Source organism: uncultured Roseovarius sp. (assembly GCF_947259555.1).
Lineage (GTDB): Bacteria > Pseudomonadota > Alphaproteobacteria > Rhodobacterales > Rhodobacteraceae > Roseovarius.
Map to the genome: position 1 here is coordinate 1 of NZ_CAMYMD010000058.1, position 14,587 is coordinate 14,587.

The 14,587-nt window shown below is 62.2% G+C and carries 15 protein-coding genes and 1 pseudogene; 5 read left to right on the top strand and 11 right to left on the bottom strand.

Annotation, left to right across the window (positions count from 1 at the left end):
- Positions 1 to 117: 117 nt before the first annotated feature.
- The 5 genes from Q0X85_RS09125 to Q0X85_RS09145 all read right to left on the bottom strand — a co-directional run bounded on the left by Q0X85_RS09125 (position 118) and on the right by Q0X85_RS09145 (position 4,230).
- Positions 118 to 273: a hypothetical protein gene (locus tag Q0X85_RS09125; RefSeq protein WP_297771560.1), complete on the bottom strand. Its 156-nt coding sequence runs from the start codon at positions 271 to 273 to the stop codon at positions 118 to 120.
- Positions 274 to 717: 444 nt separating this feature from the next.
- Positions 718 to 2,280, bottom strand: coding sequence for a trimethylamine methyltransferase family protein (locus Q0X85_RS09130; protein WP_297771561.1), 1,563 nt, complete (start codon positions 2,278 to 2,280; stop codon positions 718 to 720).
- A 101-nt stretch (positions 2,281 to 2,381) separates the two neighbouring features.
- On the bottom strand, positions 2,382 to 3,266 hold the full coding sequence (locus tag Q0X85_RS09135) for a DMT family transporter (protein WP_297771562.1): 885 nt from the start codon (positions 3,264 to 3,266) through the stop codon (positions 2,382 to 2,384).
- The gene (locus tag Q0X85_RS09140) at positions 3,263 to 3,955 is read right to left on the bottom strand and encodes an HAD family hydrolase (protein WP_297771563.1); all 693 of its coding nucleotides are present in this window, start codon (positions 3,953 to 3,955) and stop codon (positions 3,263 to 3,265) included. The genes Q0X85_RS09135 and Q0X85_RS09140 overlap by 4 nt, the downstream gene beginning before the upstream one ends.
- The gene (locus tag Q0X85_RS09145; RefSeq protein ID WP_297771564.1) at positions 3,952 to 4,230 is read right to left on the bottom strand and encodes a DUF3572 domain-containing protein; all 279 of its coding nucleotides are present in this window, start codon (positions 4,228 to 4,230) and stop codon (positions 3,952 to 3,954) included. The genes Q0X85_RS09140 and Q0X85_RS09145 overlap by 4 nt, the downstream gene beginning before the upstream one ends.
- A gap of 92 nt (positions 4,231 to 4,322) precedes the next feature.
- Here Q0X85_RS09145 and Q0X85_RS09150 point away from each other — a divergent pair, with 92 nt between their 5' ends.
- The 5 genes from Q0X85_RS09150 (at position 4,323) to Q0X85_RS09170 (ending at position 9,487) form a co-directional block, all read left to right on the top strand.
- Entirely contained in the window at positions 4,323 to 5,714 is a 1,392-nt protein-coding gene (locus Q0X85_RS09150) for a diguanylate cyclase (protein WP_297771565.1), read from the top strand.
- Between the two features lie 344 nt (positions 5,715 to 6,058).
- Positions 6,059 to 7,090 (top strand): hypothetical protein, encoded by a 1,032-nt coding sequence (locus Q0X85_RS09155; RefSeq protein ID WP_297771566.1) that lies wholly within the window; start codon positions 6,059 to 6,061, stop codon positions 7,088 to 7,090.
- Positions 7,091 to 7,552: 462 nt separating this feature from the next.
- Entirely contained in the window at positions 7,553 to 8,428 is an 876-nt protein-coding gene (locus tag Q0X85_RS09160; protein ID WP_297771567.1) for an S-methyl-5'-thioadenosine phosphorylase, read from the top strand.
- Positions 8,429 to 8,506: 78 nt separating this feature from the next.
- Positions 8,507 to 8,887 carry a hypothetical protein gene (locus Q0X85_RS09165; protein ID WP_297771568.1) on the top strand — a complete coding sequence of 127 codons (381 nt, stop codon included), beginning with the start codon at positions 8,507 to 8,509 and terminating at the stop codon, positions 8,885 to 8,887.
- Between the two features lie 60 nt (positions 8,888 to 8,947).
- On the top strand, positions 8,948 to 9,487 hold the full coding sequence (locus tag Q0X85_RS09170) for an adenine phosphoribosyltransferase (protein ID WP_297771569.1): 540 nt from the start codon (positions 8,948 to 8,950) through the stop codon (positions 9,485 to 9,487).
- Between the two features lie 101 nt (positions 9,488 to 9,588).
- Here Q0X85_RS09170 and Q0X85_RS09175 read toward each other — a convergent pair whose 3' ends face one another.
- The 6 genes and pseudogenes from Q0X85_RS09175 to Q0X85_RS09200 form a co-directional block, all read right to left on the bottom strand.
- Entirely contained in the window at positions 9,589 to 10,590 is a 1,002-nt protein-coding gene (locus tag Q0X85_RS09175; RefSeq protein ID WP_366129684.1) for a transporter substrate-binding domain-containing protein, read from the bottom strand.
- A gap of 25 nt (positions 10,591 to 10,615) precedes the next feature.
- Positions 10,616 to 11,707: a transporter substrate-binding domain-containing protein gene (locus Q0X85_RS09180; RefSeq protein WP_297771571.1), complete on the bottom strand. Its 1,092-nt coding sequence runs from the start codon at positions 11,705 to 11,707 to the stop codon at positions 10,616 to 10,618.
- Between the two features lie 124 nt (positions 11,708 to 11,831).
- Positions 11,832 to 12,467, bottom strand: coding sequence for a hypothetical protein (locus Q0X85_RS09185; protein ID WP_297771572.1), 636 nt, complete (start codon positions 12,465 to 12,467; stop codon positions 11,832 to 11,834).
- 109 nt (positions 12,468 to 12,576) lie between these two features.
- Positions 12,577 to 13,605, bottom strand: a complete 1,029-nt coding sequence (gene ruvB, locus Q0X85_RS09190; RefSeq protein WP_297771573.1) for a Holliday junction branch migration DNA helicase RuvB — start codon at positions 13,603 to 13,605, stop codon at positions 12,577 to 12,579.
- Positions 13,602 to 14,483, bottom strand: coding sequence for a GIY-YIG nuclease family protein (locus Q0X85_RS09195; RefSeq protein WP_297771574.1), 882 nt, complete (start codon positions 14,481 to 14,483; stop codon positions 13,602 to 13,604). Before Q0X85_RS09195 ends, ruvB begins: the two co-directional genes overlap by 4 nt.
- Before the next feature lie 4 nt (positions 14,484 to 14,487).
- Positions 14,488 to 14,587, bottom strand: a pseudogene (locus Q0X85_RS09200) (Holliday junction branch migration protein RuvA); the annotation flags it as partial.

Genomic DNA, 14,587 nt, shown 5'->3' on the forward strand with positions numbered 1-14,587 from the left:
GCAACCCGGTAATGGTAGTCTTCGTCATGTGGCATATCCCTTTCTCTCCAGAGAATTGACGGCGTCTTGAACACCGCCATGATATGCCGCCCCTCAGGGGCCATCACCAACTTTCAGCTATATCTCTAATACAACGCGCCATTGCCAGTCTGGCGAGAATTTCAGCTTCTTACGGCGCAAGGGCCATAAAACACGATCAATCTCGCCATTCGACCATCTGCCGTAGCTGATAACCTTTTTCTCGCTGCGAATAACATCTTTGAGCTTCATCATCACACAGTGTTCCAAACAACTTAAGAATCTTCGTATGGTCGCAGCTTACGTTTTGTCAAACTCGCGTTCATCGCGCCCCCAAGATTTGACGTCCTCAAAACATGCCGCGAGTTAACGCTTACTGCACTCGATATCGGTGATGCCGCAACCGCGAAGGATTTTTTGACTGGTGCAGCGAATGGCTGAAATATCCGCAAAACGATCTTTGAGCGACCAACCTCAAGTCTCCCAAAGAAAACCGTCAGGCACCTCTCGCGGTCAGGCTCCTCCTGGGCCGTCGCGAGTGCGCCATCCCCGAACGATCCACCCCATGACGGGCAGACGCCGGGCCCTGCCCCACCATTTCTTTTTGGTCCAAATACTCATTCCCCGACCGGCCCCACACGCACCGCCGGAATACCGACGCGATACCGACGCAATACAGCCCCCGGTTTCACCCCCGCCTCAGAAGTCCGTCGGGGCCCCGCCCTCGGCCTTGCGGCGCTCCACGAAACCCGCCAGTTCCTCGCGGATGCCTGCGTCCATCGGCGGCGCCTCGAAGCCCGCGATGATGTCCTGAAACACCTGATGCGCCCGTGCGGGCGTCCATACGCCGCCCGCCGCCTCCCACGCCTCGTAGTTGCGCCAGTCGCTCAGGAAGGGCGCGTAGAAGGCCGTGGTATAGCGGTCCTGCGTGTGCTGGATGCCAAAGAAATGGCCCTGCCCGCCCACCTCGCGGATCGCGTCTACCGCGATCTCGTCAGGCCCGGTCGCCGTCAGCATCGGGTCCATATACCGCTGAATATGCTGCAAAATCTCGCAATCCATGATGAATTTCTCAGGGCTGGCAATCAGCCCGCCCTCCAGCCAGCCCGCCGCGTGATAGACCATGTTGGCCCCCGCCTGCACCGCCGACCACAGGCTGTTGGAGGTCTCCCACATCGCCTGCCCGTCGGGCACATTCGCGGCACAAACCCCGCTCGCCCGCATCGGCAGGCGGTAGAACCGCGCCAACTGCCCGGTCATCTGCGTCGCGCGCATATATTCCGGCGTCCCGAACGCGGGCGCGCCGGATTTCATGTCGACATTCGAGGTAAACGTGCCAATCGCACAGGGCGCGCCCGGCCGGATCACCTGCGCCAGCACCACCGCACAGAGCGCCTCCGCCAGTGACTGCGCCACCGCCCCCGCCATCGTCACCGGCGCCATCGCACCGGCCAGCGTGAAGGGCGTCACCACCAGCCCCTGCCCCCGCCGCGCCAGCCGCATCCAGCCGTCGAGCATCGGGTAGTCGTGCTTGAGCGGCGAGGTGGAGTTGATGTTGGTATACATATGCGGCGAGGCCTCGAATTCCTCGTGGCTGAGGCCGCCCGCGATGCGCACCATCTCCATCACATCTTCGACCCGCTCTTTCCCGAGGCAATAGGCATGCGCCACCTTGTCCGTGAGCGTCAGCTTGTCATAGAGCACGTCGAGATGCCGGACGCTGGCATGGATATCCTGCGGCTCCACCGGATAGCCGCCGACGAAATGGATGCAGTTGAAATACTGGCTCAGTTTCAACAGGTTCTGGCACATCTCGCGCGTGCCCGTCACCTTGCGCCCGATCTTCATGTCCCAGTAACTCGGCGGCGACGATACGTTGCCGAAATTCAGGTGATTGCCGCCGATGGTCAGTTGCCGATCCGGGTTACGCGGCGTGATGGTCCAGCTTTCCGGCGCTTTCCCGATCATCTCCATCACGAAATCGCGGCCCATGCGCACGTTCTCGCCATTGATCTCGCAGCCGCCCGAGGCGCGCAGGATCTCCACCGCCTCGGGGTTCAGGAATTCGATCCCGATCTCTTCGAGGATGCGCATCGCGCCGTCATGGACCGCCTGCACCCCCTCAGGGCGCAGTGGCTCCGTGGGCCGGTCGGTATTCACCGGCGGGTTCCACGGCATCTGTTCGATCACCGCCGTGCCACGCCGCGCGGCACTGCCCGCACGCCCGCCCGTCCGTTTCCTGCGCTTGAGATCCTCGGCCATGTCACGCCCTCCCGGTGCTCGTTTCACTCAACGAAACACCGCGCCGATGCGCGCTACATGCCGCTTTGCGACGTATCTTGTCGTTTTTGCCTTGGCCGCTTTCACCTTTGCAGCGCGAGCCGCCGCCGTCCGGTGTGCCAGAGGTAAATGGCGAGGCTGCCGACCACGATCACGCCGCCTACCAGCATCATCGGCGTCGGCCCCTCGCCTACGCCCAGCCAGACCCAGAGCGGCCCCAGCACCGTCTCCAGCAGCAACAAAAGGCTCACATTCGAGGCATGAGTATAGCGCGAGGCGAGCGACAGCGAGAAGAACGACACCGGCAGGATCACCAGACCGCAGACCACGATGGCCCAGACCGTGCCCTCGGCCATCTGCGCGGGGCCGGTGATGACGACCCCCGTCACCCCGGCGAGCGCCGCCCCCAGCCCAATCAACAACGGGATCGGCAGATCGGGACGCGCCCGCAGGATCACGAAGTTGAGCGCCAGCACCATTGCCACACCCAGCCCCGCAAGCGCCCCCAGGAGCGCGTCCGAGGTCAGCGTCACCGCCCCCTTGCCGCCAAAGACCGCGAGCGTGATGCCGAAGAGCACAACCCCGATCGTCACCCACGTGGCGCGGCGGGTCGGCTCTCCGATGATGATCCGGGCGAAGATCGCGGCAAAGACCGGCACCGTCGCCACTGCCAGCAGCATCACCGCCACTGGCGCATGCGCAATCCCGAGGCTGAAGAGCGTCGCGTTGACATACTGACAGACCACGATCGCAAGGCCAAAGCCGGTGCCCAACAGCGCCACGTCGCGGCCCCGGCGGCGCGACGTGAGCACCCATAGCGCCACCATCACGGCGCCCATCAACAGGCCGCGCCAGCCCACCATCTGATAACCGCCCATGCCCGAGAGCCGCATGAAGAGCGCGTCGGGCGTGAGCGTCAGCGCGCCGAACGTGGCGAGGAACAGGCCGAACAGCGGGTGTCGCGTCATGCCAGAAGCCAGTCCGGCAGATGTCCGATATCGGGCATGACCACATCGGCGAGCGGCGCAAGATCGGCCTCGACCGCCGTGCCGGTCAGCACGCCCACCGTCTGCATCCCCGCCGCGCGCCCCGCGATCAGGTCATGGGCGCTGTCACCCACCATGACCACGCGTGTGGGCTCCAGCCCCATGGCCCGGGCAAAGGCCAGAAGCGGGCCCGGCGCGGGCTTGGCCCCGTGCCCCGAGTCAAACCCCGCGACGAAATCGAAATGCCCCAGAACACCCGCCGAGGTCAGATGCGCCTTTGCCCCATATTCGGTGTCGTTGGTCATCACGCCAAGCCGCAATCCGCGCGCCGCCAGCCCGTCCAGGAAAGGCACAAGCGGCACGGCCGGGGCAAGCGGGGCCTCGGCGGCGCTCAGCATGAGATGGGTTTCGATCTCCTCGACCCGCCGTCCCGGCAGCGCGCGGCCCAGACATTCGGCGGCCTCGCGATTGGTGCCCGCGATGATCGGGCTCGTCGGCCGGAAACAGCGCACCGCCAGATCGTAATGCGCGACCTCGGCGATCCGCGCCATGACCTCGGCCTCGCCCCCCGCCAGATCTCGGATCACGTCATGCGCCCAGACACTCCAGGTCGCATGAAAATTAAAGAGCGTGCCGTCCTTGTCGAAGAGGACCCCGTCGGCGCGGCTCATGTCCAGCTTACCTGCGCGCCACCGGGCAAGGCCGCGCGCGCCATCATCGGCGTCTCATAGCTCAGACCCTGACTGTCGCAGAATTCCACGACCCAGGCGTCATCCATCATCAGGAAATCGAGCACCGAACCAAGGAATTCCGGTTCCGCCGCGCGCGAGCGCAAGTCGGCCTCGGACGCGCCGGTTGCCCCCAAAAACACCGGCAAAAGTTCATCATTTCCTGCCAGCCAGCCCAGGGCCTGCAAGGCGATCGTTTCGGCGGATTGCTGCTGCATCTTTATCCCGGTCTTTCACTGGAAAGGTTTTCTTAACCTCTGCCATGGATAGTGAATCAAACGTAAACGGCAAGAGCAAAGGCATCGCGTCAATGTCAGGTAAAATTCTGGTCGTCGACGATCTTGCCACAAACAGGATCGTGCTGAAGGTCAAGCTTTCCGCCTCTCACTACGACGTCGTCCAGGCGGCTTCGGACCATGAGGCCATCGTAATGGCCAGGCGTCACCGCCCTGATCTGATCCTTGCAAACGCCCGGCTCTCCAACGTTACACCTGCCGAGTTCGTGACCGCAGTGCGCCGCGAGCCAGCACTTGCCAACACACCTATCATGCTGCTCCAGCCGACCGATTGCCAAGCCGAGCGGCTGAGCGCGCTGCGCGCGGGTGTGAATGATATCCTCACAAAACCGGTCCATGACGCATTGCTGCTCGCACGCCTTCGAAATCTCCTGCGCCAGCAGATAGACACCCAGGACGACGCAGGTCAGGTCGACCCGGCGCAAACACTCGGGTTTGCCGAAACGCATTCAGACTTTGAACTGCCGGGACGCATCATCATAGCAGCCCCCAAAAGAACAGAGGCCCAAAACCTGAAAAGCTGGCTCTCGCGCGGAACACGTCATCTTTTCAGCGTAACTGATATGGATAACGCCATGACGCTTTCCGATGCGGAGCCGCCTGCGGATATCTACCTGCTGCGCATCACCGAAGCGGAGGCGGAGACCGGCCTCCGTCTTCTGGCACAGCTCAAGGCCGCACAACGGACACGCTCCAGCCCGGTCATAGTCCTCGTTGATGCCGAGGCGATACCGCTCGCCATTACATTGCTGGACATGGGAGCGGACGATGTGATCAACGGTCTGTCCGACCGGCCCGAATTGACACTGCGCCTCGTGAAGCAGCTTCATCGCAAGCGTAGCGCCGAGCGGCACCGCACCGCACTCCGGGACAGGCTTCGTGCGGCGATGATCGATCCGCTCACCGGTGCCCATAACCGCCGCTTTGCCATGCCGTTCGTTCAACGCCTGATCACGGCGAACCGTGAAAGCGGCGAGAGCTTTGCCGTGATGGTCGCCGATCTCGATTATTTCAAGCGGGTCAATGACAGCCACGGCCATGCCGCGGGCGACCGGGTGCTTTGTGAGGCAACTTGCCTTTTGCGGGCGCACCTGCGCGAGAGCGATATGCTCGCACGCATCGGCGGCGAGGAATTTCTGTTGGTGCTGCCCGACACCCCCCGCAGGCGCGCTCTCCGGATTGCCGAACGTCTCTGCCGCGGCGTGCGTGAAACACCGATCATCCTGCCCGGCAGCGGCACGTCTCTCACCGTCACGATCTCGATCGGCGTGACCATCGGGCGGCATCGGCCCGGCCTGCCCGCCCCCACCGTCGAGGGGCTGCTCAATGAGGCAGATCGCGCGCTCTACCTCGCCAAGGCACAGGGCCGCAATCAGGCCAGTTTCTGCGCCCGCTCGGCAGCGTGACCGCGTGCCGCACCGAACGCGCGGGGCAAGGTTCTGCGGTTGGCAAGTCCCTTCGGATTTGTCCGGGGTGGTGTGGGAGGACGTTGCGTCCGATGTGCGGGACGAAGCAGACTTTAGCTTTAGCTTCGTCTGCGACAAGGACCGCTATCGCTATGTGCCAAAAACGGTCGTTACTGCCGGTGACACAAACGTATGAGTTTTGGCAAAATTGACGATTCTAACCACGCCAGAGAGCGGGTGAAGAGCTCCCAAGTCATGCAATCTAGGGCTTGCGAATTGTGTATTTGCGGCTACGCGCATCTCTAGTGTAGCATCGGCGAACACGCAAAACAGGAGGCCGCTGTATGGAGGCGTTACAAAGCCTTATTCAAACCTTGCCGGATGTGGCCGGTAGTCCTTTGGCGCTTGTGGCCTACCTGGCGACCGTTTCTGCCGTGATTTTCTTTTGGTCCCGAAGTGCGAGGATCAAGCTCCTACTTTCCAAGTTAGAAAAGGTCCCAGAGTCGGATGTGGCCGATCTAATTAAGCATGAAATGGGAGCCATACTTCCAGAAAACATTTCTGCAGATGAATGGTTGAAATCAAGAAGGCAATCCTATTACTTCTATGCAACCCTCAGCATCTTATTCGTCGTAATTGTAGTGCTTGCGCTGGGGATATTCAGAATTTCGGCCTTGCCTGAATCTCAAGTGTCCTTACTCAGACCCTCAAATAGCAGTACGGTCTATGAGAAATTTGATGTCATTTGGGAACCGGCCGTTCCGGCAATTGTTCGCCTTCTGAGTGCTGGAGCTGTGGTTTACGAAACCGGAGAGTTTGTGTCAACGCCTCATTCTGTTAGTGGCGTTCCGAACAGCCTACCGAAAGCATGCGATGTCGACTTAAAGAAGGCCAGCTACAAGTTGGCGGTATCTCCACGATATGGTGACTCTATATTTGCCGAAATAGAAGTTCGCCAAGATCCTCGTCGAAAACCAATTGGAAACGTTCCCTGGATCGACCTTTCCGATGACGAGAGTGCCTTAGAGGTTAATCTCCAACTGCCCCTCGATTATTCGATCGATGCCTGCATAAGGATCGAAGCCGATGGATCCATAGTACAGCCAGTTTTTGGACGTGCCAGCCCTCTCGGGTGCAAGCCACCAAAGCGACCGGGGCACGAACAACTTTGCACTTTCTCTGTGCTGCATGAGAAACTTTCTAAAGGAACCGAGATAAACCTTAGTCTCAAAGGCTATGTTCTTTCCAGCGACGGCAATCAATCATTCATAGATGAGAGCACGCGGATGATTTTGGGGCGCGAAGACCTCTTCTACAGCATTCAAATTGCAATAGGGCAGACAGGTGTTGCCCAAGTCGAACCCGTCCCAGGATGAGACTAATGGGGATTGGTTGGTGAAGATCAAGGCGCAGCATCGTTTGCTCGGGGCTCTGAGTGGGATTTCGCCGCGCGATTCAGGTGCGGTGGTGGTCGGACATAAACCCCCTGACAGAACCAGCACGCCAAAAACGACCGTTTTCGGCAGCACCCGCCTGCTGAACGCCATCATTGGAAATTTTTGTGCCACAACCCCATGGCAGAACCGCCCTTGATTTTGTCACGTTTTTGACCCGGTGCCGAACAGCCGTCATTCGTGCGCAGCGCAGAATACGGGAACTTGACCCCAATCCAGCCCCTCTCCACAGCACAGCATCCACCCGAGCCGACCCTGACCGCCTCAGGACAATAGACTTGCGCGCCGCACCGGTAGCGTAGGGGGCCGCGCGGGCATTTTCTTTTGGGCCAAAGCCGCGTAATTCTATATGTGACAGTGACCAACAGGCAGGGATGGCAACACATGGCAATCACGATGATCGGGGTGATCGGCGGCTCGGGGCTTTACGAGATCGACGGGTTGCAGGACGCCACGTGGCAGGCGGTCGAGAGCCCGTGGGGCCCGCCCTCCGACGCGATCCTGACCGGCACGCTCGGTGGCGTGCCGATGGCCTTTCTGCCCCGCCACGGGCGCGACCACGTGCACACGCCCTCCTCGGTGCCCTACCGCGCCAATATCGACGCGCTGAAGCGCCTCGGCGTGACCGACGTGGTCTCGGTCTCCGCCTGCGGGTCCTTTCGCGAGGATATGGCGCCGGGCGATTTCGTCGTCCTCGACCAGTATATCGACCGCACCTTCGCCCGCGAGAAAAGCTTTTTCGGCCCCGGCTGCGTCGGCCATGTGAGCGTCGCACACCCCACCTGCCCGCGCCTGTCGGAGGCCTGCGAGACGGCGGCACGAGACGCGGGCATCACGGTGCACAAGGGAGGCACATATCTCGCCATGGAAGGCCCGCAATTCTCGACCATGGCAGAATCGAAACTCTATCGCGAGACCTTCGGCTGCGACGTGATCGGCATGACCGGAATGCCCGAGGCCAAGCTCGCCCGCGAGGCCGAGCTTTGCTATGCCTCCATCGCGATGATCACCGATTACGACAGCTGGCACCCGCGTCACGGCGAGGTCGACATCTCCGACATCATCGCCACGCTGTCGGGCAATGCCGACAAGGGCCGCAACATGGTCCGCCGCCTGCCCGCCCTGCTCGGACCCGACCGCGCGCCCTGCCCGCATGGCTGCGACCGCGCGCTCGAGTTTGCCATCCTGACGCCCCCCGACAAACGCGACCCGGCCCTCGTGGCCCGGCTCGATGCGGTGGCGGGGCGCGTGCTCGGCTGATCGCGCGCCGCTCAACTCTTCGCGCGCGGGCTGTCACACCTCTGGACGCCCGCGCGCGTGATGCCCATTAACAAGGGCATGACACGGATCATCGACACCCTCGCGGACCAGAACTGGCGCAACGGCATGGGCCGCCGCTTCGAGGCGATGACCGACGAGATTTTCCAGGTGATCCGATGGGGGCTGGTGGTGGGGCTGGCCAGCTATCTGGCGAAAACCCACGACGCACTGATCCTGAGCCTGACCTACTGGGTGCTCTCGGCCCTGCTCTTCGGCTACATCGCTTCGCGCTTTCTGCTGCGCCCCGAGATCCCGTTTCTCGGCAACCCGTCCGGGCGCATGGGCCGCCTGACCCAATCGGCGCTCAATTTCCTGCTCTGCATCGTGGTCTTCGGCCTGACCATATATGCCGTCAGCGCCCTGACCGAGGCCATCGCCGCCTATCGCGGCGCGCTCTGACCCCTTGCACGACCCGCGTCCCTGCGGCAGAAGCGGGACGCAACCGACCGGAGAGCCGCCATGCCGCCGCCCAAGACCGTCCAGGATTACATCCGCACCATCGTCGATTTCCCGCATGAGGGGATTCTCTTTCGCGACGTGACCACGCTCTTCGCCGATCCGCGCGGTTTTCGCATCGCCATCGACCAGATGCTGCACCCCTATGCCGGTCAGCCCATCGACAAGGTCGTGGGGCTGGAGGCGCGCGGCTTCATCCTCGGCGGGGCGATCGCGCATCAGCTTTCAGTCGGCTTCGTGCCGATCCGCAAGAAGGGCAAACTGCCCGGCGCGGTAATCTCGGAAGAGTATCAGCTCGAATATGGCGAGGCCGTGGTCGAACTGCATGACGACGCGATCAGCGCGGGCGAGCGGGTGCTCCTGGTCGATGACCTGCTGGCTACGGGCGGCACGGCGGCGGCGGGCATCCGGCTCGTCGAACGTCTGGGCGGCGAAATCGTGGGCTGCGCCTTCATCGTCGACCTCCCCGATCTGGGCGGCCATGCACGGCTGACCGAGATGGGCATGGAGGTGCACACGCTCTGCGCCTATGACGGGCTTTGACGGGCGCCACGACCGCAGAACACCCCCGCCACGGCGTTGAGAGAGGGTCTGGACATGCCGCTCAGGACCGGAGGTTCACGCTGCGGCCCCGCATGCGCCCTCTAGTTTAACTTTTCCCAAAAGATCGCCAGATGACGTTGCAGGATCTCACCATACCGCCCACTCTCGCGCAGCTTCGCCAATCCAGCATTCAAACGGTAGAGATGGGTGGTCCCGCGCCAATGGGTCTTGGAGATGACAGCGTACAGCGCCTCGCGCGACAGGGGTTTTTCAACCGGCACCACACGCCCGCGCAGACCCATGGCCACGATCTTGGCGGCCCCTTCGAAAACGTCGAGGCTGACAGCATCCACCTGTCCAGCCATCAATGCTGCAAAGCACTCCTCTGAGGTATCAGGCTGACTCAGGTCGACTTGGCCTTGCTCCAGCCAGCGCCGTCCGGAACGGTCCAGATCATGGGTAAACTTCCCCGCCGGCCGACAGAGCCGCTTGCCCAGCAGGTCGGCATCCTCGTCATAGACAAGATCGCCATCGGCGCGCTGAAACAACATCACCGGCAAATCCATCAACGGATCGGAAAAGTGAAAGCCCGTGCAAAGGGCGTCCTCTGCGGTCGTCGCACAATCGGGTTTGACCCAGGGAAAGCCCATGTCATAGCGCTTTTCTCCAAGCAACGGCGCAAGGTGCTGCGCGCGTTCCGGCTCCCAGACGATCTCATAAGGAACCGGCGCCGGGCTCAACTCGAGCGCGGCATTGATCAGTTCTGTGACCAGCCCGCCACCGGGCCAGTCCCGATCCGAGAACGGCGCGTTCGCACCGGCGGTCAGCAATGTCAATTCGGCGCCGGTCTGCAGCAGAGGCGTGGCATCCGGCACCGGGTTCTCCTCAGGGCATGGAATGAAGAGATCGCGCCCCGCCACCAACGTCTGGACTTGCCCCGCCAGCACCGCCTGATTGGCGTAATAAATCAGCGTCCACTGGTCCGCGTCATCGTAATGCGCGGCAGCCACCGAGGTCAGAGTGTCTCCCGGCTGCACCCGGTAGGTGACATCGCATAGCGCCCACGCGGGTCCGGGCCCTGCCAGTCCGAATGCAACACTCAATCCTGCAATCCATCCACGCATACCCTCAGAACCCCGCCCAGACACGGCTCATGTGCTCATCGATGATCTTCTGATAGCGACCATCCGCACGGATCTTCGCCAGCCCCTCCTCAAAGACCGCCAGCAATGCGGGACCGTCGGGATGGGACTTGTGCACCACCATGTGATTGCCATCCACCGAGATCGGCTGGCCCTGCGCCACCACGACCCGCTCCTCCAGACCCATCTCCTTGATCTTGCCACGCCCGAGGAATTCATTGAGCACAACGCCATCCACCTTGCCTTCGGTCAGCAAACGCAGGCAATCGCCAGGCGACGCGCCCGCTTCGAGCGTGATGACACCGTCCCTGAGCCAATTGCGCCCATGCTGGTCAAAGATGTAGGTGGAGTATCCCGCCGGCCGGCAGATGAGCCTGCCCTCCAGATCGGCGGCGCTGTTGAATGCGATGGGGCGTTCCTTGTCGACAAAGAGCAGCATCAGCACTTCGAACATCGACTCCGAAAAGAGCAGATTGGCGCAGCGGTAGGTCTCTGGGTCGCTCTCACAGTCGGGCTGGAACCACGGAAAACCAATATCGAGCAACGCGTTGGACAAGAGCGGCTCGTGATGCGAGGCCCAGTCATCCACCCAATGGATGGCAAACCCCTGCTCGGGGTCGGCCGCTTCCATAGCGGCCTGCACGACATCGGTCAGAACCCCGCCTTTCGGAAGGCTCTTGTCCGTGAACGGCCAGAAATCGCTCCCCGTCAGGATATTGATCTTGCGCCGGGTCGCGGCATTGCCCGGCGCCACCACCAGTGCGGTGGGTTCGGGTGCAGCGGCCTCTGTCTCTGTCACCGACTGCCCGCCTGGCAATCCCGTCGGCAAACCGTCGATACAGCGCAGCCGCAGCCGCATACCTACACGGATATTGTTCGGATTCTGCCCGATCGCGTCGAGGTTGCTGGAATGCACGACGGTCCACTTTCCGGCGTCCCGGTACTGACTGTCCGCGATCAGCGACAGGCTGTCACCGCGCTCGACCGTATAGACCCCGCCACAAGTCTGCGCCGCTGCCGGTCCGGCGGCTCCCAGCCCGGCCAGGGCAAGAACAGCCCCACAAATTGCGTTTCTCATATGACACACCCCCAGATAATGAGGTGTAATAACGCCAGTTCGCCGAACTCAGTCAAGCCCCAAGAGCGCAGAAACGTCCCGCCGCCACCACGACCGAGACCAAATGCTTGATCCCGCGTCGCATTTACGTGGGTGCCAATCTTGCGCTCAGCCGCAGCGCATGGCTCGCATCACGGCTGACAGAGGGCAGCACCGAATCATAGGCCGCTCGGATCAGGCCGCCAATCTCGGGGCGCAGCACCAGCTCGCCGCCGGGCAATGCCGCCAGCGGCGACCGGTCGGTAAAGGCACGGTCCGACCACAGCAGGATCGTCTGCACGATCTGGCTCAGCGCCAGCGTCTCGGCAGGCACCGCGCTCAGGTCCTCGTCCATCCGCAAAAACACGAAAGACGCCCGGATCGCCCCCGCCTCGTCAAACCGGAAGATGCGATACTGATTGGCCCCCGCAGCGATCAGACGATCCACCAGCGGTCCCAGATCGGGCAGCAGCCGGTCCAGATCCGGCACCTCGCGCAACTCTTCCCAGTCACGAAAGAAAAAGATCATCAGGTTCGCGCCCAGTTCCGGATCGGTCTCGGCCATCTTGTGATCGGCCAGTGCCACCACCGCCTCGATCGCGCCCTTGACGATGCCGAGCGTCCGGTCATCGACGCCAAAGACGATCGGCACGATCGGCCGCCCCCAGCGGGCGAACAGAAAGTCCCCGTCCGCCCGGGTGAACAGCGCCTCGATCTCATGCGCATTCAGGGTCTCGCTCATCGGTCCATCTCCCGCTGCGGCCCCCCTCTAGCAGGCCCCGCCCAATCCCGCAAATCCCGGTTTCTTTATGGCAAAAATACTCAAATCCGACACCTGTCAGGCGGGACCGTCACTTGCCGAAAAGATCGTTCTGCCCTTTCGGCCCCGGCGCGGGCAATCCCAGATGCGTCCAGCCGCCCTGCGCCAGCATGCGCCCGCGCGGCGTGCGCTGAATGAGGCCCTGCTGCAACAGGAACGGCTCGATCACCTCTTCCAGCGCGTCGCGGCTCTCGCTCAGCGCGGCACTCATGGTCTCGATCCCCACCGGGCCGCCCTGATAGGCCTCGGCGATCAGCCGCAGATAGCGCCGGTCGGCGCCATCCAGCCCCAGATGATCCACCCCCAGCCGGGTGAGCGAGGCATCGGCCAGCTCGCGGCTGATCTTGCCGCCGCCCTCGACCACCGCGAAATCCACCACCCGGCGCAGCAGACGCCCGGCGATGCGCGGCGTCCCGCGCGAGCGCCGCGCGATCTCGCGCGCGCCATCCGGGTCGGTGGGAATGTTCAGCAGCTTCGCATTGCGCCGCACGATCTCGTGCAACTCGTCGATCTCGTAGAATTGCAGGCGCGTCGGAATACCGAACCGGTCGCGCAGCGGCGTGGTGAGCAGCCCCAGCCGAGTCGTCGCCCCGACCAGCGTGAAGGGCTGCAACTCGATCCGCACGGTGCGCGCCGCCGGCCCCTCGCCGATCACCAGATCAAGCTCGAAATCCTCCATCGCGGGGTAAAGCACCTCTTCCACCGCCGCGTTGAGGCGATGAATCTCGTCGATGAACAGCACATCGTTGCGCTCCAGATTGGTCAGGATCGCCGCGAGGTCCCCGGCCTTGGCCAGCACCGGGCCGGAGGTCATGCGAAACCCCACCCCCAGTTCGCGCGCCATGATCTGCGCCAGCGTGGTCTTGCCCAGACCGGGGGGGCCGTGAAACAGCGTGTGATCCATCGCATCGCCACGCTGCCGCGCCGATTGGATGAACACCGCCAGATTGGCCCGCGCCTCGCGCTGCCCGATGAATTCCTTGAGCGCCTGCGGCCGCAGGCTGCGGTCCTGATCCTCGGGCAGTTCCTCGGCGCGCAATGTCGGGTCGGGATCGGTCATTTATTCAGCCCGTTACGAATTGTATCAAGACGCCTCATCCAGTTATGTTCTAGAGCAGTGACCTCATCAACCGACGCATCCGGGGAGACGCGCTCGAGAATGGAGAACTGAAACTTCTCCGGATTGCGTTGCGCTAGTTGACGCGTCACACCTTGATCATTGACGACATGCGTCTGCCACCTTCCCAACAGATTTTGTTCTCCATACGCCGAACCGACATATCTTGCCCCGTCAGCCTGATCGGTGATCAGGTAGATGCCGCGCCACTGCCGCAAGAGGTCCGCCCACGTTCTCGGAATTGAGCGCAAGAATCCGCCCGAAACAATGAAGTTACGCCAATTCGGTGTAGGCGCAGCCAATTGATGCGTCTCGGACATCTCAAGAATTTCCAATGGCGTATTAGCGGCAACCCTTACATAATTACGTCCTCCGGGTGACCGGACCACGACCCGCCCCCTCAACTCATCCATCTGCGCTTCCAGCCGAAGGTCGAAAACCTCTTGTGCATCGCGCCGCCGGATATTTCTTTCCGGGTCCGATGCCGGGTCTCCATAGGTATTTGCAATCTCGTGATACGCTGGATCGGCGTAGATTTTGCGGGTGGGCCTGAGTTCGCTACCTACGACGGAATAGAACCCCTCAAACAGGAAACGGCGATCTCCAAAAGGTATAAAGATCGCAACGTATCGTCTATTCCGCAGGGCCGCCCCTGCTTGATCCGAATGCATGCGCAGATAAGCCTCGAAAATATCGCGTCTCTCATGTGCCAACGAGGGCAGCATCTCGCGCAGCGGCTGAGCGGTTGTGTTGTGCAGCATCAGAGATACATCAATGATGTTGATCTGCGAGCAGGTTAATAAGTCATTGAAAGAAAACACGCGCTTAGCCTTTCGGTGCCAGCAGCCTCAGGGCCGCGCGGATCAGCGCGGGGGTCTCGGCGTCCGGGGTTTCGCCCGCGGCCTGCGCCACCGCGCCCGCCGCC